22 protein-coding genes are annotated in these 23,567 nt (G+C 60.4%); 18 read left to right on the top strand and 4 right to left on the bottom strand.

Translation table 11 applies throughout. From position 1 onward, the window contains the following. Positions 1-35 precede the first annotated feature (35 nt). The 12 genes from V7D69_RS05500 to V7D69_RS05445 all read left to right on the top strand — a co-directional run bounded on the left by V7D69_RS05500 (position 36) and on the right by V7D69_RS05445 (position 10,961). Positions 36-827: a 2-keto-4-pentenoate hydratase gene (locus V7D69_RS05500; protein ID WP_333605279.1), complete on the top strand. Its 792-nt coding sequence runs from the start codon at positions 36-38 to the stop codon at positions 825-827. Beyond that, complete coding sequence (locus tag V7D69_RS05495; RefSeq protein WP_324064047.1) at positions 824-1,765, top strand: acetaldehyde dehydrogenase (acetylating); 942 nt, start codon at positions 824-826, stop codon at positions 1,763-1,765. The genes V7D69_RS05500 and V7D69_RS05495 overlap by 4 nt, the downstream gene beginning before the upstream one ends. After that, complete coding sequence (gene dmpG, locus V7D69_RS05490; RefSeq protein ID WP_324064046.1) at positions 1,765-2,784, top strand: 4-hydroxy-2-oxovalerate aldolase; 1,020 nt, start codon at positions 1,765-1,767, stop codon at positions 2,782-2,784. Before V7D69_RS05495 ends, dmpG begins: the two co-directional genes overlap by 1 nt. An 84-nt stretch (positions 2,785-2,868) precedes the next feature. Continuing rightward, entirely contained in the window at positions 2,869-3,873 is a 1,005-nt protein-coding gene (locus V7D69_RS05485; RefSeq protein WP_333605278.1) for an NADPH:quinone oxidoreductase family protein, read from the top strand. A gap of 17 nt (positions 3,874-3,890) precedes the next feature. Then, the gene (locus V7D69_RS05480; protein ID WP_324064044.1) at positions 3,891-4,337 is read left to right on the top strand and encodes a MaoC family dehydratase; all 447 of its coding nucleotides are present in this window, start codon (positions 3,891-3,893) and stop codon (positions 4,335-4,337) included. A 136-nt stretch (positions 4,338-4,473) separates the two neighbouring features. Continuing rightward, entirely contained in the window at positions 4,474-5,325 is an 852-nt protein-coding gene (locus V7D69_RS05475) for a VOC family protein (protein ID WP_324064043.1), read from the top strand. Positions 5,326-5,508: 183 nt separating this feature from the next. Continuing rightward, positions 5,509-6,768, top strand: coding sequence for a Rieske 2Fe-2S domain-containing protein (locus V7D69_RS05470; RefSeq protein WP_324064042.1), 1,260 nt, complete (start codon positions 5,509-5,511; stop codon positions 6,766-6,768). 13 nt (positions 6,769-6,781) lie between these two features. Then, positions 6,782-7,261, top strand: a complete 480-nt coding sequence (locus V7D69_RS05465; RefSeq protein ID WP_333605290.1) for an aromatic-ring-hydroxylating dioxygenase subunit beta — start codon at positions 6,782-6,784, stop codon at positions 7,259-7,261. Between the two features lie 49 nt (positions 7,262-7,310). Then, positions 7,311-8,180 (top strand): alpha/beta fold hydrolase, encoded by an 870-nt coding sequence (locus V7D69_RS05460; RefSeq protein WP_333605277.1) that lies wholly within the window; start codon positions 7,311-7,313, stop codon positions 8,178-8,180. A 110-nt stretch (positions 8,181-8,290) separates the two neighbouring features. Further along, complete coding sequence (locus tag V7D69_RS05455; RefSeq protein WP_333605276.1) at positions 8,291-9,325, top strand: NADP-dependent oxidoreductase; 1,035 nt, start codon at positions 8,291-8,293, stop codon at positions 9,323-9,325. Positions 9,326-9,399: 74 nt separating this feature from the next. Continuing rightward, a complete protein-coding gene (locus tag V7D69_RS05450; protein WP_333605275.1) occupies positions 9,400-10,140 on the top strand; it encodes an enoyl-CoA hydratase/isomerase family protein in 741 nt (246 codons plus the stop codon). A gap of 47 nt (positions 10,141-10,187) precedes the next feature. Next, the gene (locus V7D69_RS05445) at positions 10,188-10,961 is read left to right on the top strand and encodes an SDR family NAD(P)-dependent oxidoreductase (protein WP_333605274.1); all 774 of its coding nucleotides are present in this window, start codon (positions 10,188-10,190) and stop codon (positions 10,959-10,961) included. Positions 10,962-10,991: 30 nt separating this feature from the next. Here the strand turns inward: V7D69_RS05445 and V7D69_RS05440 are convergent, their stop codons facing one another. The 3 genes from V7D69_RS05440 to V7D69_RS05430 form a co-directional block, all read right to left on the bottom strand. After that, positions 10,992-12,059, bottom strand: a complete 1,068-nt coding sequence (locus V7D69_RS05440; protein ID WP_333605273.1) for a phosphotransferase — start codon at positions 12,057-12,059, stop codon at positions 10,992-10,994. After that, positions 12,056-13,231, bottom strand: coding sequence for an acyl-CoA dehydrogenase family protein (locus V7D69_RS05435; RefSeq protein WP_333605272.1), 1,176 nt, complete (start codon positions 13,229-13,231; stop codon positions 12,056-12,058). Before V7D69_RS05435 ends, V7D69_RS05440 begins: the two co-directional genes overlap by 4 nt. A gap of 215 nt (positions 13,232-13,446) precedes the next feature. After that, positions 13,447-14,448: an AraC family transcriptional regulator gene (locus V7D69_RS05430; RefSeq protein ID WP_324064748.1), complete on the bottom strand. Its 1,002-nt coding sequence runs from the start codon at positions 14,446-14,448 to the stop codon at positions 13,447-13,449. 350 nt (positions 14,449-14,798) lie between these two features. Here V7D69_RS05430 and V7D69_RS05425 point away from each other — a divergent pair, with 350 nt between their 5' ends. The 6 genes from V7D69_RS05425 to V7D69_RS05400 all read left to right on the top strand — a co-directional run bounded on the left by V7D69_RS05425 (position 14,799) and on the right by V7D69_RS05400 (position 23,150). Continuing rightward, positions 14,799-17,156 carry a TonB-dependent receptor gene (locus tag V7D69_RS05425; protein ID WP_333605271.1) on the top strand — a complete coding sequence of 786 codons (2,358 nt, stop codon included), beginning with the start codon at positions 14,799-14,801 and terminating at the stop codon, positions 17,154-17,156. Between the two features lie 14 nt (positions 17,157-17,170). Next, positions 17,171-17,932 (top strand): SDR family NAD(P)-dependent oxidoreductase, encoded by a 762-nt coding sequence (locus tag V7D69_RS05420; protein ID WP_324064746.1) that lies wholly within the window; start codon positions 17,171-17,173, stop codon positions 17,930-17,932. 102 nt (positions 17,933-18,034) lie between these two features. Then, entirely contained in the window at positions 18,035-19,282 is a 1,248-nt protein-coding gene (locus V7D69_RS05415; RefSeq protein WP_333605270.1) for an acyl-CoA dehydrogenase family protein, read from the top strand. A 178-nt stretch (positions 19,283-19,460) separates the two neighbouring features. Continuing rightward, positions 19,461-20,510 carry a hypothetical protein gene (locus V7D69_RS05410; protein ID WP_333605269.1) on the top strand — a complete coding sequence of 350 codons (1,050 nt, stop codon included), beginning with the start codon at positions 19,461-19,463 and terminating at the stop codon, positions 20,508-20,510. 35 nt (positions 20,511-20,545) lie between these two features. Next, positions 20,546-21,457, top strand: coding sequence for an alpha/beta hydrolase (locus tag V7D69_RS05405; protein ID WP_333605268.1), 912 nt, complete (start codon positions 20,546-20,548; stop codon positions 21,455-21,457). Positions 21,458-21,527: 70 nt separating this feature from the next. Then, entirely contained in the window at positions 21,528-23,150 is a 1,623-nt protein-coding gene (locus V7D69_RS05400; RefSeq protein WP_333605267.1) for a fatty acyl-CoA synthetase, read from the top strand. Between the two features lie 41 nt (positions 23,151-23,191). Here the strand turns inward: V7D69_RS05400 and V7D69_RS05395 are convergent, their stop codons facing one another. Continuing rightward, on the bottom strand, positions 23,192-23,491 hold the full coding sequence (locus V7D69_RS05395; protein ID WP_333605266.1) for a hypothetical protein: 300 nt from the start codon (positions 23,489-23,491) through the stop codon (positions 23,192-23,194). Positions 23,492-23,567: the final 76 nt, after the last annotated feature.

Raw genomic sequence — 23,567 nt, 5'->3', positions numbered from 1 at the left:
TATCCGTTGAGACATCGCGAAATTTGGGAGATTGTATGAGTTCGCACGGCTTCGAGGCTGCGGCCGCCGACTTGCGCAAGGCTTACCGGGAAGGCCCGATTGCGCCGATGCGCAACGTTCTGGAGCCCGGCAACGGTGATGACGCCTACCGGGTGCAGGAAATCAACACGCGCTTATGGGAAGCGGAAGGGCGGCGGATCGTCGGCCGCAAGATCGGCCTTACGGCGAAGGCGGTGCAAGTTCAACTTGGAGTGGACCAGCCGGATTACGGCGTGCTTTTCGATGACATGCAGATCGCGAACGGCGGTGAACTTCGCGCTTCCCGCGTGCTTCAACCGAAAGCCGAAGCCGAGATTGCCTTGGTCATGGCGCGCGACGTCAATGATCCGTCAATTGACGCCAGGGGCCTGGCCGCCGCCGTAGCATTCGCGGCGCCGGCCATCGAAATCGTCGACAGCCGCATCGCCGATTGGAAAATCACTTTCGCTGACACTGTCGCTGACAATGGGTCATCCGCATTTTTCGTGCTGGGCGATGAGCGTCGTCCCCTGGACGATCTCGACCTTTATACCTGCGGCATGGTTCTGGAAGTCAACGGAGAAATAAGTTCGTTGGGAGCCGGTGCGGCGTGTCTTGGCCATCCCTTCAACGCGGCGGCGTGGCTTGCCCAAACACTGGCCGAGCGCGGCGAACCTCTGCGCGAGGGGGACGTCCTGCTGACAGGAGCGCTGGGCCCGATGGTTGCCATTAAACCTGGCGATCAGGTCCGGACGGCGATCGGCGGGATAGGTTCCTGCGGCTTCACATTTATCGAGGATCGCAAATGACTGGAAAAGTGAAAGTCGCGATCATAGGCTCGGGCAATATCGGCACCGACCTGATGATTAAGATCATGCGTACATCCGATATTCTGGAAATGGCGGCGTTCGTCGGCATCGACCCCGAATCCGATGGGCTTAAACGTGCCGAGCGCATGGGCATCGCCACTACGGCGGGTGGCATCGATGGGTTGGTCGCCCTGCCCGTCTGGCCGGAAATAGGCATCGTCTTCGACGCCACTTCCGCGGGCGCTCACCATCGTCATAGCGAGGTCGTGACCGCTGCGGGCAAGATCATGATCGACCTGACCCCGGCGGCTATCGGTCCTTACGTTATTCCGGTGGTCAACGGCGAGGAACATCTCGACGCTCCCAACGTCAACATGGTGACGTGCGGCGGACAAGCGACCATTCCGATCGTCGCCGCTGTCTCATCCATCGCGACCGTCCATTATGCGGAGATCGTCGCCTCCATCTCCTCTAAATCCGCGGGACCGGGCACGCGCGCCAATATCGACGAGTTCACGGAGACCACTTCCAAGGGCATCGAAACGGTCGGAGGAGCCGCGAAGGGAAAAGCGATCATCGTCCTCAATCCGGCTGAGCCTCCGATGATTATGCGGGACACGGTGTTCACGCTGTCGTCAGGCGCTGAGGAAGCGGAAATCGAAACCGCGATCGAGGCGATGGTATCCAAGGTCAATGCCTATGTGCCGGGCTATAGGCTGAAGCAGAAAGTGCAGTTCGAACGGTTCGGATCGAACAACCCGGTGCGGATTCCGGGCCTGGGCGCCTTCGAAGGTATCAAGACCAGTGTGTTCCTGGAAGTCGAGGGCGCGGCGCATTATCTGCCCGCGTACGCTGGCAACCTGGACATCATGACTTCAGCGGGCCTCAAGACGGCGGAGAAAATCGCCGCCCGCAAGCTTCAGAGGGAGGCCGCGTGATGCCTTTCGATCCCACGACCACCAAACTCTACATTCAGGACGTGACGCTTCGCGACGGCATGCACGCCATCCGTCATCAATATGGTCTCGACCATGTCCGCAAGATCGCCAAGGCACTGGACGAGGCAAAGGTCGACGCCATCGAAGTGGCGCATGGCGACGGGCTTAACGGCTCCTCGTTCAACTACGGGTTCGGCGCGCACACCGACTGGGAATGGATCGAAGCCGTTGCCGACGTGGTGACGCATGCCAGGCTCACCACGCTGCTCCTCCCCGGCATCGGCACAATCGAGGAACTGAAGCACGCCTATTCGCTCGGCGTGCGATCCGTCCGTATCGCAACGCATTGCACAGAAGCCGACATCTCGAAACAGCATATCGAGGCCGCACGCACGCTTGGCATGGACACGATCGGCTTCCTCATGATGAGCCATATGATCGAGCCCGAAGCACTCGCCCGGCAGGCGAAACTGATGGAAAGCTACGGCGCCACTTGCGTCTATGTCACAGACAGCGGTGGCGCGCTCGACATGGACGGCTATCGTGATCGGCTGGAAGCATATGACCGCGTCCTGAATCCGGAAACCGAGCGCGGCATTCATGCGCATCACAATCTATCGCTCGGTGTGGCCAACTCGATCGTCGGCGTCCAGGGCGGCGCAATCCGCATTGACGCCAGCCTGGCCGGCATGGGGGCCGGGGCCGGCAATGCGCCGCTGGAAGTCTTCATCGCGGCCGCAGACCGCAAAGGGTGGAAGCACGGGTGCGATCTCTATAAGCTGATGGATGCGGCTGAGGATCTGGTGCGCCCGCTCCAGGACCGGCCCGTGCGGGTCGATCGCGAGACCTTGAGCCTGGGCTATGCCGGCGTTTACTCCTCCTTTCTGCGGCACGCGGAAAAGGCGAGCGCCGATTACGGCATCGACACGCGCGAGATCCTCGTCGAACTCGGACGGCGGCGCATGGTCGGCGGTCAGGAGGACATGATCGTCGACGTCGCGCTCGATCTGAGCCGATAACTCACCTGCGTCGGGGCGAAGCGGATCACCGCCGCCCCTACGATCGTGGTGATCTTGCCACGGCAGTTCAGCAGAAAGGGATGTATGAAGGCTCTTTTGAGTGTCGCGGCTGGAGGCCCGGATAACCTCGTCATCGGCGACGCCCCCGAACCCATCGCCGGCGCCGGGCAGGTGGTGATTAAGGTCCGTGCCTGCGGGGTGAACTATCCCGATGCGCTCATCATCTCCGACCAATACCAGTACAAACCGCAGCGCCCTTTCTCTCCGGGCGCCGAGGTGGCGGGAGAAGTGGTCGAGGTGGGCTCTGGCGTCGCCGATCTTGTAATAGGCGACCGGGTCATCGCGATGCTCAAATGGGGCGGCATGGCCGAACTGGCGGTCGCCGAAGCGACGCATTGCATCAGGATGGCAGAGAACATGCCGTTCGAGGAAGGCGCCGCCTTCATCATGGGGTACGGCACCTCCTATTACGCACTGAAGCAGCGCGCGATGGTCAAACCCGGCAACACAATGTTGATCCTGGGCGCTTCGGGAGGCGTAGGGCTTGCAGCGGTAGAACTGGGTAAAGCAATGGGCGCGCGCGTCATCGCCGCCGCGTCCAGCGATGAAAAAGTTCAGATCGCGTTGGAGCATGGCGCAGACCAGGGGGTGGTCTATCCGCGCAATGAGATCGATCCGAAGGCGTTGGCGGCGACTTTGAAAGCAGCATGCGGACCTGGCGGCGCGGATATCGTTTATGACGCGGTGGGCGGCCCTTATTCGGAAGCGGCCCTGCGCTGCATGGCATGGAACGGGCGCTTTCTTGTCGTCGGTTTCCCCGCCGGCGTTGCACGCATTCCGTTGAACCTCCCTCTGCTGAAGGGTTGCTCCGTAGTCGGGGTGTTCTACGGCAGCTTCGCGGAACGCGAAGTGGAGGAAAGCCGGCGGAATAACGAAGAACTCATGGCGCTGTATCGCCAAGGGCTTATCCGGCCGCAAATCCATGCGCGCCTGCCTCTCGACAAGGCGGGAGACGCGATCGAAGCGCTTATGTCGCGCAGCGTGAGCGGCAAGATCGTCGTCGTGGTTTCAGAGCCTCAGCTACAATAGGCTTCCTCGATGGGAGAGTGACAGTGCTTCCAGTTGCGATCGGCGATGTCACCACATTTTCGAAAACGGTCAGCGAAAGCGACGTTTATCTGTTCGCCGGCATATCGGGTGATTTCGCCCCAAATCACGTCGACGAAGAATATATGGCCGGAACCTCGTTCAAGCGGCGGATCGCGCATGGGGCGCTCCTGGTGGGTTTCATGTCGGCCTGTTCGACCAAGCTTTCGGATATGGTGAGAGCACGCGGCTCCATCGCGATCCCGCTTTCCCTCGGTTATGATCGCATCCGTTTTCTGGCGCCGGTCTATCTCGGCGATACGGTCAGGCTGACTTACACCGTCGCGGCTCTTGACGTCGAACGGGATCGCAGTTCGGCCACGATAGAAGTGCACAATCAGCATGGCACGTTCGTTGCCGCCGCCACGCATCTGATGAAATGGGCCGCGCCGGGGCCGCACGACTGATCGGCGGCGAAGTCCCTCTTGGCTGCACAACCACTGCATCGGCTGCGGCAATCGGATAGCAGCAGCCGAGGGCGCTTTACTATCCCTCGACCATAAGCTCGCACGAGCGAAAAAATGGCCGATCGAGGGGATGTTGATGCAGCAATTGGCCTATTGCGGCTTGGGTGTCAGTGATGTCGAGGCGTGGACCCGCTTCGGGATCGAAGCGCTGGGGCTTGGCCTGGCCGACGATCCGCACATCCGCCGTCTGAGAATGGATGATCTATCATGGCGGTTCGCTCTGCATGAAGCAGCCGACGACGACATCCTTTACGCGGGATTCGAACTGGGTTGCGCCGCGGAGCTGTCGACGCTGCGCAACCGTCTCGAGGCCGCGGGTCTCGCCTGGACCGCCATGACCGAAGCCGAATGCCGGGATCGGCAGGTCGGCGAAGGTCTTTGGCTGCGCGATCCGGACGGCTTGCGCCTTGAGTTCGTAAGGGACCACGCCCTTGCGTCCACCCCGTTCGCATCTTCTCTGACCGAAGGTTTTTTGACCGGACCGGAGGGCCTGGGACATATGGTGCTTTCGGTTAGCGATCTTGAACGGGGGACAGCCTTTTACGAGACGCTGGGGTTGGCCGTCAGCGACTATATCACCGCCCCCGTAGGTCCGGGTCTCATGCTCAGGATCGCCTTCCTACACTGCAATGAGCGCCACCACTCGGTGGCCATCGCCCCCCTGCCCGGCGCGAAGCGGCTAAACCACATCATGATCGAACTTCGCGAGGTCGACGATGTGCTTCGCGGCTATCAGCGCTGCGCGGATCTGGGATATCGCAGCGGAAGGATCGGTCGGCACCCGAACGATCTCATGCTGTCCTTCTACATCACCACGCCGGCGGGTTTCGACGTAGAATACGGATGGGGAGGAAGACAGGTCGGCGCCAACTGGGCCATTGCCGAATATGACCGAATTAGTCTGTGGGGGCACGAACGGGCGGAATAGCCGGCGTTCTTCGCGACTGGGAGATTTGGCAAAAGGCTGACGGAGCCACCCTCTCCTAACCTGCCCTGTAACGTAGATACTTGCGCTCTTGGTTCATCTCTTTCCGCCGGACGATAGGCACTCATCCCGGGGCTGCCTACTCCTTCACCAGAAGCCAACGTACTGGAACTTGGAACCGATTTCATGGCCACACAGTCGAAAGAACGCGCCGGAACGCCATTGCGGTGGCCCAGTGCGGACGGAGTGAATGTCCCGTACCGGGTCTTCACTGAACAGGAGGTATTCGAACGCGAGCAGGACCGCATTTACCGCGGACGCACGTGGTCGTTTCTCGGGCTCGAGGCGGAAATCCCGAATGCGGGCGATTACAAGTCCACTTATATCGGCGACACGCCGGTCGTCCTCGTACGCGGCAGTAACGGGAAAGCATCCGCCTGGGTAAACAGGTGCATTCACCGCGGCGCCAAGGTGTGCCGCCACGCGCGCGGCAATGTGCGCAACTTCACCTGCGTCTATCACCAATGGCAATACGGCCTCGACGGCAGGCTGCTGGGTGTGCCCTTCCGCAAGGGGCTGAAGGGGATGGCCGGCATGCCGTCCGACTTCAACATGAGCGAACATGGGCTGGAGACGGTGCGGGTCGAAGGCTACAAGGGACTCTTGTTCGGCACATTCGACGCCGGAACGGAGCCGCTTTTCGATTACCTTGGGGCTGAAATGCGGCCGTGGATCGACCGCTTGTTCGAAAAGCCCATCGTCTTCCTCGGCACCCTGCGCCAGCGCATGAAGTCGAACTGGAAGCTTTATTTTGAGAACGTCAAAGACCCCTATCACGGCCACTTGCTGCATCTGTTTCACAACAGCTTCAACATCGGCCGTCCGAACATGGACGTCGCGAGCGCTCTGGATTCCCGCCACGGGCTTCATTCGGCGATCATCGCGGTCAAGAACGAGGGGAGCAAGGACACCTCGATCTACAACGAGAACGTCGTCACCACGTTCAGGGACGACGCCACGCTGCAGGACCCTCAGATCATCCGGATGCGGGAAGAGTTCGAGCTGCCGGTGACCAATCACATCCAGTCGATTTTCCCGTCGCTAGTGGTGCAACAGATCCACAACACACTGGCCGCGCGGCAGATCATCCCAAAGGCGCCGAACGAGTTCGAGCTGGTCTTTCATCTGTTCGGCTATGAGGACGATGATGAGGAACTGCGCGAGATGCGCCTTCTTCAGGCCAATCTCGTCGGTCCGGCGGGCTATATCTCGATGGAAGACGGCGAAGCGACCGAACTGGTGCAGGCCGCAGTGTCGCCAGCGGGCAGCAGGGACGCCTCGACCATGCTGATGGGCTACGGCGCCCCGGAAGGCCATTCATCACTGATTACCGAAGAACTCCTGCGGGCGTTCTGGCGCGGCTATCGCGCGATCATGGAGGACTGATGCGGTGGCGACGATGCTTTCGGAAAACTATCTCGACCGGCTTCGCCTTGAAGAGTTTTTCGCCGAATATGTGGCCTGCCTGGACGAAGTTCGCCTGGAAGACTGGCCGGAATTTTTCACGGAAGACGGCACATACGGATTGTGGGCCCGCGAAAATTCCGAAGCCGGTCTTCCGGCGCCGATGTTCCTGTGCCGCAACAAGCGCCAGATGAAGGACCGCGTCACCTCCTATCGCGAGGCCAATATCTATCCCGATCATTGGAACAGGCACCTCGTAAGCGCGACACGCATCACCCGTTCAGACCGGAACGAGATTTCGGCGCAGAGCAATTATCTGGTCGTGCAAACACGTCTGGACGGCGAGACCTTCATTTATCAGGCGGGAAGATGCGCCGACCGCTTCGCACGCGACGAGGGCAGGCTGCTGCTGCGCGAGAGACGGATAATCTACGACACGTTGGCGGTTCGAACGCTGTTCGTGCTCCCGGTCTGAACTGCGACGACACCATCGCATTCGGATCGAACGAAAATGGAGAAGAAATATGAATCAAGTCACTGAAGCTTCCACCGAGAAGTTCATCCAGCTGCCCAAATGGCGCATTCGATATCACGACGCGGGCCAGGGGGCGCCCGTCATTCTGCTGCACGGTTCCGGCCCCGGCGCCAGCGCATGGAGCAATTTCAGCCAGAATATAGAGGCATTAGCGAAGAAATATCGCGTGATCGCCCTCGACTTTCCGGGCTGGGGCCAGTCCGACGAGTTCAACCCTGAAACCGGGAAACGCTTCGCCGTGAACGCCGAAGTCGTCATCGGCCTCATGGACGGTTTGGGTATCGAACGCGCAGCGGTGGTCGGCAATTCAATGGGCGGGATCGCGTCACAGATGGTGACGGCCCTTCATCCGGGGCGCGTTACTCACTGCGTGACGATGGGCGCCCCAGCGCCGGGCGGGCCACAGCCTTTCTACCAGCCAAGCGGATTGACTGAGGGCCTCAAGATCCTGTTCGAGGCTTATCGAACGCCCACTGAAGACAACGTTCGGCGACTGGTCGAGATCATGGTGTATGACAGTTCGTTCGCAAGCGACGCTCTTATAAGACAACGCACCGAAAATGCCTTGGCCAACAAGAACCATCTGACCAATTTCCTGAAGGGCCTGGCCACGATGCACATCGACGCGGTCGGCCAGGACGACATGGTTCATGCGCTGGAGAAGTCCTCGGTTCCTGCGCTCATCATGCATGGGCGCGACGATCGTGTGGTGCCGGTCGAACATAGCCTGCGTACAGCGGCGCTGATGCCGAACGCCTCGCTCCTGGTGTTCAATCGCTGCGGCCATTGGGCCCAACTCGAACATGCCGCAAAATTCAACGCCCTGCTTGATGGATTTTTGTCAGGTACAACGGCTTAGAGCTTTGCCCCGCGAATGAAGGAGACTTTCGTGCCTTGCTCTTGCGGGCGGCCTGGGTGAGAACCCGGAACGGCCCCCCGCACCGGGTGGGCAGGATGAGGAGACGGGGAATGGCGCTCACAAGCCGCCAATGGTTGCTTCGCAAAAGACCGGAAGGGCTGTTTCGCCTCGACGATGTCGAACTGGTCGAGGGCGACCAGGCCACACGCGCACTGCGGCAGGGTGAGATCCGTGTTCGCAACCTCCTTATCCTTTTCGCACCCACCACGCGCAACTGGATGGAAGCGCCCGGCAACAGTCTCTATCCCTCGATCCCACTGGATACTCCCGTGCGTGCCCTTGCTGCCAGCCGCGTGGTGGAATCGCAGGATTCGCGATACCCGGTCGGATCGAGGATCGTCGGCATGAGTTGCTGGAGCGAATACGACATCCTCGATCCGTCGCAGTCCCCACCGCAGCATATTCCGGAGGGATTGACGGCGATTGAGGTCGTCGGGATGGCCGGGCTCAACAGCTTGACGGCCTATTTCGGACTACTGCGCGTCGGCCAACCGCGCGCTGGAGAAACGCTGGTCGTGTCGGCCGCCGCCGGCTCCACGGGCTCAGTCGCCGCGCAGCTTGGCCGGGTCAAGGGCTGCCGAGTGATCGGCATCGCCGGCGGCGCGCAGAAATGCGCATGGCTTGTTGAAAGCTGCCGCCTTGACGCCGCGATCGACTATCAGACGGAAGACGTTTCCGCCGCCCTCAAGGCGCACTGTCCTGACGGCATAGACATTTACTACGACAACGTAGGCGGAACAATCCTGGAAGCGGCGGTCGAGAACATGGCGCGGTTTGGGCGCATCGTTCTTTGCGGGCAAATTGCGGGCTACAACGATGGTCAGCCCGCCCCTCACCTTAACATGATGAGGCTGATTTACGGCAGCATCCGGATGCAGGGCTTCCTCTGCAGCGATTATCGCAGCGAGATGCCGGCGGCGACGAGTGAACTCATTTCCCTGGTCCGCTCGGGAGAAATCGTATCCCGACAAGACATTCGGTCTGGTTTCGAGAATGTGCCGCGTCATTTCAACGCGCTATTCGACGGCGGTAATCAGGGAACCCTTCTCGGCCTGATCGACGATGACGCTTATAGCGCCGCGTGAAGGGACTGCACGCCGCCGTAAAACCCTCGACGCCCATGTTCCGACCCCCCTCGGCCGCCAGGAAAGACCGCGCCATGAATGATCTCGTACTTTGCGAATTGAGCGAAGGGATATGCACGCTCACCTTGAACCGGCCCGAGAAGTTGAACGCCCTTAGCGTCGAAAGCTTTCGGCAGATTGCCGCTCATCTGGACCGGGTGGAGATGCGCGATCTGGGGTGTGTCGTCCTCAAGGGTGCCGGCCGCAGCTTCTGCGCGGGCCATGATCTTGACGATCTGGCCAGCGGCGCGGAAGCGGGCGCGGTGGAGCGCTTCGAGGCCGGAGTTATCGAGCGGCTGGCCAACTTGCCGCTTCCCGTCATCGCGGTGGTCCAGGGCCATTGCTATACTGGCGGGCTCGAGCTTGTGTTGGCCGCGGATATCATCATCGCCTCAACCGATGCACGGTTTGCCGATACGCATGCGAAGTGGGATCTGGTGCCGGTCTGGGGGCTGACGCAGCGGCTGCAGCGAAGGGTCGGCCGCTCCAAGGCCATGGAAATGATGTTCGCATCGCGAACGTATAGCGGCGAAGAGGCGCGGGAGGTGGGGCTTGCCAACATCTGCGTGCCTCCCGATCGGCTTGAAACGGAAACCTCGCGGTTCTGCGGTGATATCCTCGCAAACAGCAGCCGCTCGACGCGCGCGATGAAGAAGATGCTCGCGGATACGGACGGACTGCCTCTCGCCGCCGGGCTCGCCTGGGAGTTGTATCACAGCGAAGGGCATGGACCCGCGATGCAGGCACGCATCACCGCCGCGCGGGAACAACGGTAGCCAAGGTCATGATGCGATTCCTCAGACTTTTTTGATAGGTGACAGCCATGCAAGGATATAGCTTCGATCTTTCAGGTCGGACCGCCCTGGTCACCGGCGCCTCATCCGGCATCGGGCTTCACTTCGCGCGAGCGTTGGCCCGTTCGGGCGCCCGAGTGGTGCTGGTGGCCCGCCGGATCGAACGCCTCGAAGAATTACGGTCCGCCATCGAGGCCGAAGGCGGACGAGCGTTCAGCGTGGCCATGGACGTTTCGGATGAGGCATCGATTGTCGCGGGGTTCAACGCGGCGGAGGAGGCATTCGGACCGATCGACACGGTCGTCGCCAACGCCGGTCTGGCGCGTCCGGGCAGTGCGCTTGATCTGTCCGTCGATGACTTCGATGCCACTATGGCCACCAACCAGAGGGGGGTCTTCCTGACCGCGCGCGAAGGGGCCCGGCGCATGATCGAAAACGGCGCCCCGACGCGTGGGCACGGCCGAATCGTGCTGATCTCCTCCATCACCGCCTTTCATGTGACGAGATACATGTCCGCTTATTCGGCAAGCAAGGCGGCCGTCCTGCAGATGGGGCGCGTGCTGGCGAAGGAGTGGGCGACGCAAGGCGTGAACGTCAATGTCATTGCGCCGGGCTACATGGCCACGGAAATGACCGAGGAGGTTTGGCAGCAGGAAGCGGGCAAACAGCTCCTCTCCAGCTTTCCCCGCAAACGGATCATGAGCGTAGACGCTCTTTCACCTCTGCTTCTCTATCTCTGTTCCGACGCCAGCCTTGAAGTCACCGGATCGGTATTTTCGATCGAGGACGGCCAGACGCTTTGAAGATCAGCGGCCTGCGCTCGCGGCCAGCCTTCACTTTATCGCGTCGACGCTTTCGCACGCCAGCCGGGCCAGCCGGGGAAAAACCTTTGCCCTCTCCCGGGCATGAGCCGAAGCGGCCGTGCCGCGAATGACCCGCCCTTTTATGCCATGAAATATGGCGGCCAGCCGGAAAAAATTGAAAGCGATGTAGAAACCGTAATCCGGGATCGAGACTCGATCGGTGCGGGCGCAATAAGCAGCGATATATTCGGCCTCGGACGGAATGTTAAGCGCCGCGAGGTCCGCCCCAGCGAGCCCGGCGACGATTTCCGGCGGCATCCGGTACATCATCGCATGGTTCGCAAAATCGGCGAGAGGATGTCCCAGCGTGGACAATTCCCAATCCAAGACAGCCGCCACTCTTGGCTCCGTGGGATGAAAAATCATGTTGTCGCAGCGAAAGTCTCCGTGAACGATCGCCGTCTCGTCATCATCGGGGATATTGGCGGGCAGCCATTCGATCAGGCGATCCATGTCGGGATCGCGGCCCGCCTCTACATCCTCAAGATATTGCTTTGACCAGCGCCGGATCTGGCGACCGAAATAATTGCCGGACCGGCCATAGTCCCCCAGCCCGACGGCGTTGAAATCCACCTTGTGAAGCCGCGCTATGGTCTCATTCATGGCATCGAAGTGGCGGGGCCGATTTTCCCGGCTCACCTCGGGGAAAGTGGCATCCCAGAAATTGCGGCCTTCCACCATCTCCATCACGAAGAACCAGGTGCCGATCACGGCATCGTCCGTGCACAGCCCGTGGACGTAAGGGACCGGCACGCCGGTATCCGCCAGGGCGGAAAGCACTCGCGCCTCCCGCTCCACCGCGTGTGCGCCTTGCAGGATATGGCCTGGCGGTTTTCGCCGCAGGACGTAACTGGCACGGGGCGTTATCAATTTGTATGTCGGGTTGGACTGACCGCCCCTGAATTGCTCGACCGTCAGCGGGCCGGAATAGCCGGCGACGTTTGCCTCCATCCAACGCGCGAGCGCCGCGTCGTCGAAAACATGCCCCTCCCGAACGGCGGTAGTGCCGGCGCTGGATGCCTGCGATGGAGCTGTCATGGATGTGCAGCCTTCCAATCGCGCTTGATCTTCTTCGCCAGCGACCATTTATGCACCTCGGTCGGCCCGTCATAGATGCGGAACGCGCGGATTTCGCGGAAGACCTGCTCCACGATCGTATCATCCGTCACGCCCGTGCCGCCCATGACCTGCACGCAGCGGTCGGCCACGCGCATCAAAGCTTCTGACACCGCGACTTTCGCCATCGAGCTTTCGGCAGTGCCGAGCGAGCCGGAATCAAGCACGTCCGCGCACCAGTCGATCATGAGTTCGGACTGCTTGAGATCGAGCAGATTGTCAGCCAGCATAAAGCCGACCCCTTCGTGATCGATAAGCGGCTTGCCGAAGGCGTGACGCCGGTTGGCGTAATCCGTGGCGATCTCGTGCGCCCGCTGGCAAGCCCCAAGCCAGCGCATGCAGTGCGAAAGACGTGCGGGGCTGAGCCGCACCTGGGCGTAAGTGAAGCCCTCCCCGCTGCGGCCCAGCATCTGGTCGGACGGAACCCGCAGGTTATCAATCGTGATGACCGCGTGCCCGCCCGGCATCGAATTGTCGATCGTGTTCGGCACCCGCTCGATCCGGATCGCCGGATCAGGCAGGTCGACCAGGAACATGCAGGCGCCGTCTTCCGATTTGGCCATGACGATGCCGATGGCGGCGCCGTGCGCGCCGGTTATGAATGCCTTGCGCCCATTGATGACCCAATGACTCCCGTCACGAGCGGCCGTGGTCCTCATCATCGACGGGTCGGACCCGGCGCCGTTTTCCTCCGCCGGCTCAGTCATGAAGAAGGCCGAACGCGCTTTCCCCGCGACAAGGGGTTTCAGGAAACGCTCCTTGATCTCCGGACTGCCCACGCGGCCGAGCAGGAACATGTTGCCCTCATCCGGCGCATTGGTGTTGCAAGCGAGAGGCCCCAGGGGCGAGAGACCGGTCATGCGCAGAACGATAGCGGTCTCCCGCTGGGACAAGTGCCGCCCATCGGGCAGGATGTGCGGAGTCAGTACGCCTGCCGCTCGCGCCTTGTCCCTCAACTCCTGAATTAGTTCGTCGGTCGGCGCGTTATGGTGATCGCGCCTGGCGTCCTTCTCATAAGGCACGACAATATCGCGGACGAACTTTTCAACCCGAGAAGCTATCTCGGCTGCGGCGGCCTCTCCCACGCCGATCATTGCGCCCTCTCTCCTGCCCGACGCACCCCGACGAAAAGCCGCTTTGGCGAAATCGATGACATTTCCCGCTCCCTTTTGCGGCCGGCCATGCCCCGCAGGGCTATGCAGGCGGCGATCCTATCCTGTTCGATCAGATAAAGCGGAAGGCTAGCCCTGGCGAGCGCGGTAGCGCAAGCCTTGGAACAATGCCGCAAGTGAAGCCGGAAAAGTCGCGATCAGTTGGTAAGCAGCATCGTGGCTGACGGACTCTGTCCGAAGCGTTCCTTATAATCCTTCGAAAATCGGCTGAGATGATCGTAACCAACCCCCAAAGCGATGCGAGTGACATTGTTACCGGTGTCCCGCGCTCGTTTCAGTTCCTCATGCGCCACGTTCAGACGGACCTGGCGCAGGTAGTTCATCGGCGTCGTGCCGCGCCAACGCCGAAATCCGTAATAAAGAGATCGTGAACTCACCCCCGCGACCGCGACGAGATCTTCGATTTCGATTCTGCCGCGCAGGTTCGCGCGGATGAAGTCTTCTGCCCGCTTGACGTAATAAGGCGCAGCTGGCGTGGCGGGAGAGTTCAGTTCCTCGCTATAATTGTGTCGCAGAGCGCCCAGGAACGCCACTAGGAGGTTGCGTTCGAAGGAGCGGACGATGCGCCATTGATCGAGCGCCGCATTCTGCATGAAATCGCGCCAGACCGATTGGGTGACGGCGCTGAGCGCCTGCGCGACCGCATTATCTTGAACGGATGACTCGAACACCAGCGGTTCTCCGCATTCATGGCCGAGTTCCGCGGCGAGGACGCGTTCGAGCGTGCCCCGATCCGCCTGCAACATAACTTGCGAACAGTGCCCGCTCCAACGCTTCAAGGCTCGCTGCCGCGGATTCAGGACGAATAATTGTCCCGGTGCGGCAATCGCCGTCAAACCTTTATCTTCGATGCTGCAGACCCCGCTGAGCGGAAACTGGAACATGTAACTGTCGACGTCGCTTTTCCGATCGATCCAGAACTCGCTGCCGCAAGTGAAGCTCACAAGATCGATATTGGTCTGCTGGAGAGAGCATCGCCAGACGGCCATATCCACTTCCGGATTGGCCTTGAGCGGGCGAAGCGTGTGAAAGCTTCCGACCGTGCAGTAATGCGCACTCTCATCGAGATCACAGGTAACAAACGTCGCCTGTCGCGGAGGCGGCAAGAAGTTCATCATCATGAGCGATTGTTCGCCCATTGCACTCTCCTCTGGCACTTGTTTAAGCAGCACGCGCCCCAGCGGGGGCTGGCGCATCGCATTTGCACATCATGCCTCCACTTCAGCGCAGCGTTTAACTCATTTTTGCAATGATCGCACTAATACTGCAAATTATTTGCATCGGTGGGGACTGTGCCTCCACTGCGCTAACCACCAAGCCACCTGCGGATATCGGATGAAAGCGCTGTCTGCGCCGAACCGCACCTTTATTGCGCTCTCGAGCGACAGGCTGCGCGGATCGTGTAGAGATCGCCTGAGGAAAATGGTTTCTGATTTTGCAGTCATACGTCGCGAGGGAAAAGCCGGCGGTTGGCAAAGGGGAAGAAGTTATGACACTGTTTTCCAAAAGAAGCGTTATACATATTCTGCTCGCCGGATCGGCTTTAGGTTTCACAAGCGCCCAAGCTGCGGCGCAGGATCAGGCGGCCTCGAATGTTTCAACTGGAACCGCTGGCGGAGGCGAGATCATTGTCACCGCGCAGAAGCGCTCAGAGCGGCTTCTGGACGTCCCGCTATCGGTTACGGCCGCTTCGGGTAGCCAGTTGCTCAAGCAAGGTATCTCACAGACCTCTCAGCTAACGAAAGTGGTGCCGGGTTTCACCTACCAGGAGTCCAACTACGGCACCCCCGTCTTCACGATCCGCGGCGTGGGATTTCAGGACGGCTCTTTCGGTGCTGGCCCCACGGTCACCACCTACATCGATCAAGTGCCCTTGCCTTATCCGATACTTACACGCGGCGCGGCGCTCGACCTTGAGCGGGTTGAGGTGCTGAAAGGCCCGCAAGGCACGCTCTTTGGCCAAAACTCGACCGGCGGCGCGATCAACTATGTTGCTGCCAAGCCGACCCAGGATTTGTCCGCCGGGGCCAGCGTGAGCTACGGGCGATTCAATAGTGTGGACGCCGAGGGCTTTATAAGCGGCCCAATCACAAGCACGTTGCGCGCCCGCGTCGCCGTGCGCGGCGAATTTGCGGACGGCTGGCAACAAAGCGTCACCCGTCCGAACGATCGCTTCGGCAAGAAAGAGTTCTACAATGCGCGTCTGTTGCTTGATTGGACGCCGACCGACACCTTGAGCTTCGTTCTGAACGTCAGCGGCTGGCAGGACAATTCCGAGGTTCAGGCCGGGCAATTCCAGCAGTTCGCACCACTCGCACCGGCGAACCCTTTCACCCAGTTCATCTACGACGCGCTATCCACGGCCCCTACGACCTTGCGCAATGCTCGCGAGGCAGACTGGACGCCGGGCACCGGGCATCAGGACAACACCTTCTATCTGATCTCGCTGCGCGGCGATTGGCGCATCTCGGATGCTGTAACGCTTACGTCAGTGACGGCTTACTCCAAGCTCGTGGCGCATTCGCCGTTCGACCCGGACGGGGTCGCCTTCACCAACTTCGAAAACGTCGTGCGCGACGCCCTGCTCACCTCTTTCTCTCAGGAACTTCGTCTGGCCGGCACGGCGGGGCCGTTGAAATGGATGTTGGGCGGGAACTATCAACGCGACATCGCAAACCAATTCCCGACGGTTTTGGTCAACGATGCCACGAACGGCGTTCTGCCGACGCCCACCGGGCCCGTCTATCAGGACGAGTCCACTTATATCTTCAATCAACAGCCGACGTTCAAGGCCGTATTCGGAAGCCTTGACTACAATATCACCGACCAGCTCACGCTGCAGGGGTCGATCCGCTACACTCACCACGACCGCCATTTCGTGGGCTGCATCATGGATGCGCCGGTCGGTCCTAACGGAACAGGCACTGTCGGACAGGGCTTCCTCGGACTTTCGGAGCTGCTGTCGGGCAGTCCGTCGACGGTCGGGCCGGATGGGTGTCTGACCATGAACGACACCACCTTCAAACCCGAGAAGGTGCTCAAGCGCCTTAAGGAAAACAACGTTGCCTGGCGCGTCAGTCTGAACTGGAAACCGGACCCGGACACCCTCCTCTACGCCAGCGCCGTAAAAGGCTACAAGGCCGGCAATTTCGCGACTGCTCCCGGCGTGCTCGCCTCTGAATTTGACCCAATAAAGCAAGAATCTATCATGTCGTACGAGGTGGGCATCAAACACTCGTTCGACCGTGTCGTCGACATTTCCGCGGCTGCCTATTATTACGATTACAAGGACAAGCAGCTTCTCGGCGTCGCTAATTACCCGGTTTTCCAGAACCTGCCGAAATTGGTGAATATTCCCAAGTCGCGCGTGTGGGGCGGCGAAATCGAGATGACGGCGAGGCCGATTGAAGGTCTGCGCATTCAAGCCGGCGTCAGCTACGTCAATTCGCGGGTTCAGAAAGATCCGGCGATCCCGCTCGACCCCTACGGAAACGTGGTAACCTTCGTCGGAGAACCCTTTCCGAACACGCCCAAATGGCAAATCGTAAGCGACGCCGAGTATGATTTCCCGGTTTCCGCTACGACGAAGGCATTCGTTGGCGGATCGGTAAGCTATCGCGGCAAAAGCAATGCCGCGTTCGGTGAACGTCCGGAATTTGCCCTTCCCGCCTATACTTTGATCGATCTGCGGGCCGGTATCGAGTGGGATAAATGGCAGGCGCAGATCTGGGGACGGAACATCACCAATAAATATTATTGGGTGAACGTCTCTCATATCCTGGACACCGTCGCGCGGACGGCCGGCATGCCGGTAACTTATGGCGTGACGCTCGGATATCGCTTCTGAAGAAGGATGGGCGAGTGGCAATTCGCATGGAAGGTTTCTCCGGCAAAGTAGCGATCGTCAGCGGCGCCAGCGAAGGGATCGGTTATGCGATAGCGGCAGCCTTGGTCGAAAACGGCGCCAAGGTCTTGTTGGTGGCCCGCCGCGAAGCTTTGCTTCGGCGGGCCGCCGAAACCCTGGGGCCGAACACCGCGTGGATTTCGATCGACCTTACCGCAGAAGGTGCCGCACAGGAGATCGTCGAGCGCGCGGTTTCGACCTTCGGCGGCATCGACTTTCTTGTTAACAATGCCGGTGTAAACCTTCTGGGTACGCTGGAAAGCACATCGCTGACGGATATGCGGCGAATGGCGGAATTGAATCTTTTCACCCCATGGTTGCTGGCGCAGGCTGCTCTCCCTCACCTTTCGCAAAGACCGGGAGCAGCCGTTCTGAACGTGTCGACTGCAGGCAGCCGCAAGGCCACTTTGGGCGAAGGGTTTTACGGCGCGACGAAGGCCGGCCTCAATTATCTGACGAAGCTATGGGCGCTTGAACTGGCCGGATGCGGCATTCGCGTCAACGCCATTTCACCTGGCGGAACAGACACACCGCAATTTAACAAGGCAGCCGCCATGATCGAAGGGGCTCGCGAAATGGTGATGGAGGCGCATCTCATAAAGCGCATCGCGGCGCCGGAAGAGTTGTTGGGCGCCGCTCTCCTGTTACTGTCACCTGTGGCGGGCAGCTTCATGACCGGATCTCTTATCGATGTCGATGGGGGATACCACGTGACCTGATGGGGCATTCGCATGCCCTCTCCAATATTCGCCGGAGGCTTGGCGCAAAGGTCCCCCGCGAGAATGCAGACCAGAAAAACGCGCGATTGTCGGAGTCCAGAAATGCAAGCAGTACAAGCGCTGAATGTAGAGAACCAGCCTCATGGTGGTATCGACTGGGGGAAGAATCCCTTGCTGGAGGGGCTGGATGACAGAGCCCTGGAGATGGTCGCAGCCGCCGAGGCGCTCGTGCCGCTGCTGGAGGCTCGTGCCGACGAGGTGGACCGCACCGGCCACGTCTTACCCGACACGTTTGACCGCCTCGTTGACGCGGGCTTTATCCGGCTGCTCGTGCCCAAACGCTATGGGGGCGAGGAACAATCGCTACAGGCACAGCTGGCGATCGGCGCGGCGCTGGGGCGCGGCTGCGGATCGACGGCCTGGATGAACCAGATCGTTTCGGGATCGTCCATGATGCTGAGCCTGTTCAGCGAACAGGCTCAGAAAGAGGCTTGGGGCGATAACCCGAACGTCGGAGCATGTGCTTCGCAAAGCAGGGCCAGCAAGGTCGAACGGTCCGGCGGCGGATATCGCCTGACAGGCAGCTGGAGTTACCTTTCAGGCGTGGAACATGCCGGCTGGGCGATGCTGCACTTCATGGCGAACCCCTCGGCTCCCGTGGTCAGGCTGGCCCTGGTGCCCGTTCGGGACGGAAGGCTTGAGCAGACCTGGAATGTCGTGGGCATGCGGGGAACCGCGAGCAATACCTTGCACCTGGAAGACTATTTCGTCCCCGATCACCGCGTCCTGTCCATCGAGGAAGCGCTGACGGGCAATCCGGCCACACCTTTTCGAAATGACCGGCTATCGAAAGTCACTTATGGCCCCGCTGTCGAGATAGGTCTTCTGGCAACCTCGCTGGGGGTCACGCAGGCGGCGCTGGACTATGTGTTGAGCAAAGCGCCGAAGCGGTCGATCCAATACAGCATCTATAAGGCCCAAACCGACTCTCCGGGCTTTCAGATCCAGGTCGCCGAAGCTGCCATCAAGTTCACAACGGCCCGTCTCATCTCCGCCGACACGGTGCGGGAAGTGGATTATGCTGCCACGCAAGGTTATCAGATCGACTATACCAACCGGACGCGCCTGCGGGCGGCGATCGGTTATGCCGGTCTGCTGCTGCGAGAATCCGTGCATATCCTGACCCAGGCGCATGGTACGTCGACGTTTGCTCAGGTCAATCCGCTGCAGCGCATGTGGCGCGACGTGAATGTCGCCACCAGCCATGGCATGACCACCGAGATGTTCGGATATGAACTCTACGGCAAGGCCCTGGTCGGCAGCGAGGAGCGTCTCGCGCCGCTGGTGTGAGCCTCGTTATCATTCGCGCCGCGCCGCTTTCAAGGGCGGCCGGCGCCCTGACGCCATGCGAGCCGCCGCCACGTGAAAACAGGCCGGCGGTGCGATTGCACGGAGCGTTCAGCTTTGGCGCTCAGCGGGTTGCCGATCCGCGGCAGGCGTTATCTACTATAGTGGAAGGAGAACTACGATGCTTCCAAATCGTATCGAGGGCAAGTGGATCGAGACTTTCGTCAATCTTTTCAAAGCCAGCGAGATTTCTGCGGGTGAGTCCGTGGCGATCCTTTCAGAAACGTTGTCTCGCAAACAGAACGTGGAACTCGCGGAGCTAGCTCTGCATCAGATCGGTGCACGGCCATTCCATGTCATCATCCCCACGCCTCGCCAATCGGTGGACGTCGTCATCCGTTCAACCGGGGCGACGGATGCTCTGCGGGGGCAGGAGGCGGCCTTGCAGGCGCTTGCCAGCGCTGACGTGGTCATCGACATGACAATCGAAATGCTGCTCCATACGCCAGAGTTGCCCCGCATCCTCGCCGGCGGCGCCCGTCTTCTAAGCGTGAGCAATGAACATCCCGAAGTGTTCGAACGCATCCGCTATGACCCCCGTTGGCAGGCGCGGGTGATCGCAGGCGCGGAAATGCTTGCCCATGCAGACGTGATGCGGGTCACATCGGACGCAGGAACCGATCTTACCGTTCGCATCGACGGAGCACAGCCGATCGGCGGATGGGGAAATGCTGCGCCGCCTCACAACGTCGGCTCCGCGCCTGGCGCCTTAATCGCGTTCTATCCCAACTCCGGGACGGTGAACGGACGCGTCGTGCTCAACCGGGGCGACATCAACCTTACGTTCAAGAGATATCTGGAGAACCCTGTCAGCCTTACGGTCAAGGACGACTATATCATCGAGATCGAAGGGGACTCGATCGACGCCGAGCTGATGCGCTCCTATTTTTCCGCCTGGGGAGACCGCGAAGCTTATGCGATTTCGCACCTGGGCTGGGGCATGACCCCCGGCGCCCGATGGGACTCGCTCATCATGTATGACAGGGCTGATGTAAACGGCGCCGAACTGCGCGCCTTTGCCGGGAATTTCCTGCTGTCCACGGGGGCGAACGAAGCAGCGGGCCGTCACACGCTCGGCCATTTCGACATTCCGATGAGAGGCTGCACGATCACTCTCGACAATCGGACAGTGGTCGATCGTGGAGTGCTGCAGCCACCGCTCGCTTATTGAACAGGAACACCGCTCCGAGCTGGAGGAGACGATAAATGCCAACGCAGGACGCCCGCATCGGCCAGGCTGAAGACTACATGGGCTACAAGATCTCCGAGATCTGGGACGCGCTCGATCCGAAGATCACCATTCCGAACTGGATGGAGCTGGTGAGCGATTACGGCAAGCACAACGAAGCCGCGCGGCGGCATAACCCGCCCAAAACCTTCCGCTATGCCGATCATGATCGTGGCGAGCTGGACCTTTATGCCCAAGGGGTCCCCAACGGCGCTCCAGCCCTTGTCATGTTTCATGGTGGAGGCTTCAGTCTCCTCAGCAAGGAAGACATGGCCTTCGCCGCGCCGACGTTCAACGCGGCGGGCATCGCCTATATCTCGGTTGGTTATCCGCTCGCGCCCGGCGCACGGTTCTCGGAACTCCTGGCCGCCACGCAGAACGCGGCCAAATGGATATACGAGAACGCGCAGGAGCTGGGCATCGACCGGGAACGCATCTACGTCACAGGGGGGTCGGCAGGCGCCTATATCAGCGCTTATCTGCTGACGACCGACTGGCGGGACTTCGGCCTGCCGCGCAGCATCTTTGCCGGAGGGATGCTGCTGAATGGCGTGTTCGACGCAACGCCTTTATACCTTTCCGAAGGCTGGGATTACCTTGGCATCAAGGAAGAAGAGGTGGAGGCATTGTCCCCCATTTCGCGGACCGACGACCTTGTTGACCCGATCCTTCTGGCGCGTGGAGAGGACGAGCCGCCCCTGACGCACCTGGCCAATGAGCAATTGGCGGCGGCGGCGGCGGAACGCGGCCTGCTGGTGGAAAGCTATGTCGATCGGGGAAGCAATCACTTCTCGATGATCCTCGCCCTTATGGATCGGCAGTCGAACCTGTTTCGGAAGATGGAAGACATGATCGCGGGCGGAACCGAAGGGACGGCCGCCGTGGCCTGAACGGCCTGGGACCGCAGGCCGTTCAGCGGGATTTTCCGAGATAAATACAAAGTACCTGAGAGATCACAGGATGCCTGATAATTCTTCAGTTCGTATCGATGCTGTTGAGACGAACGAAAAAGGGATTGCGCATGCGCGGCTGCAATCCCTCTCCGCCATCCTGCGACGCTCCGCAAGGCGACACGGCGACAAAACGGCGATCATCTGCGGGGACGTCAAGTGGAGCTATGCGCAGTTCGATCAGATGGTTGATCGTCTGGCGGCCGGATTGAGGACTTCGGGAATAAGCCCCGGCGATCGCATCGCGCTTCTTGCCCGCAACAGCCACGCCTTCTTGGCGCTGCGTTTCGCGATCGCGCGGGCGGACGCAGTGCTCGTGCCGATAAACTTCATGCTGAACCCTTCTGACGTGCGCTATATCCTGGAACATTCCGGCGCGCGTTTCCTGTTCGTGGATCGATCCACGATCGATGTGGCGCGCAACGCGCTTTCGCCTTCGCTGGAACGGCTGCTGGGCATTCCCGGTGAAATTGACTCCCCGCCGGACGAGCTGCCGTCCTGGGCGACGTTCTTCTGCGACAGCGCTGCCGTGATGGAAACGCGTGGCGGTGATGATTTGCTGCAGATCATCTATACAAGCGGCACCGAATCCAGACCGAAGGGAGCAATGCTCTCCCACAATTCGGTTCTCTGGCAATATCAGAGCGTTATCGTCGATTGCGAATGGACGGTAGACACCGTGGCGCTTCATTCGATGCCGCTCTTCCACTGCGCTCAGCTTGATAACATGTTCGGCCCCGCCCTTCAGGTGGGCGCCACCAACATCATCACCGGCAGACCCAGCGCCGAAAACATCCTGAAGCTGCTCCGGCGGCATGACGCAACCTCCTTCTTCGCGCCGCCCACGGTGTGGATTTCGCTGTTGCGCGCGCCGGAACGAGCCGAGGGCGACCTCCCTCACCTCGCCAAAGGTTATTACGGCGCCTCCATCATGCCGGTGGAAATCCTGCGCGAGCTGCGCGCTTGGTTGCCCGCCCTTCGGCTTTGGAATCTCTACGGGCAAACGGAAATCGCCCCATTGGCGACCGTGCTGCTCCCGGAAGAACACGATCAACACCTCGGGTCGGCCGGGCGGCCCACACTGAATGTCGAGACGCGTATCGTCGACGATGAGATGAAGGACGTGCCGGCCGGCGAGACCGGAGAGATCGTGCATCGTTCGCCGCAATTGCTCATGGGCTATTGGAATGATCCCGAACGCACGGCGGAAGCGTTCGCGGGGGGCTGGTTCCACAGCGGCGACCTCGCCCGGATGGATGAAGACGGCTACATTACTGTCGTCGACCGCAAGAAGGACATGATAAAATCCGGCGGAGAAAACGTGTCGTCACGCGAAGTGGAAGAGGCGCTCTATCTTCACCCGGCAGTGTCGGAAGCCGCGGTGATCGGCGTGCCTGACCCGAAGTGGATTGAGGCAGTGACCGCGGTGATCGTGGTCAGGGATGGGTTCGACGTCAGCGAGACCGATATTCTGGCGCATTGTGCATGCCATCTGTCCGCCTTCAAGGCGCCCAAGAAGGTTCACTTCCAGAAAAGTCTGCCGCGAAATGCCAGCGGCAAGATTCTGAAGCGCGACTTGCGCGACAGGCTGGCGAGCGGCGAACGGACCGAGGATATCCGCTTCGCCGACTGATACTCTATAATCCGCGTCGCGAAAGAGCTTGCAGGTTCCATTTAATCAGTCTCGGCATAGGTCTTCTGACCGCAGCCCCTGCGAATCTGCGCGATGTCCGGAACAAAAAACGATTTTCGGGCATTTTGCTGATGCGTCCAGACAGGGGACGTGGACAGGAGAGCGTCATGCCCAACAAGAACAAACAGTCGGGCCGTCAACAGCGGAACGATATGGGACAACAATCCGGCAAGCAGGGACAAGGCCAGCAGCGCCAGCAGGAAGATCGCCAGCGCAATCCCGGCCAACAAACCGGAGGCAACCGCTCCGGCGGATCGGGAGGCCAACAAGGCGGCCAGCACTGAACAGGCCGCGCCGACGAGAAAACCCCTGGCCTTACTCCAGGGGTTTTCTCATTTTCAGGAACCGTGCTGACCG

Source organism: Novosphingobium sp. (assembly GCF_036733805.1).
In the GTDB taxonomy this organism is placed as follows: domain Bacteria; phylum Pseudomonadota; class Alphaproteobacteria; order Sphingomonadales; family Sphingomonadaceae; genus Novosphingobium.
The sequence above is the reverse complement of the archived record's forward strand: the minus strand, read 5'-3'. Positions and strand labels throughout refer to the sequence as shown.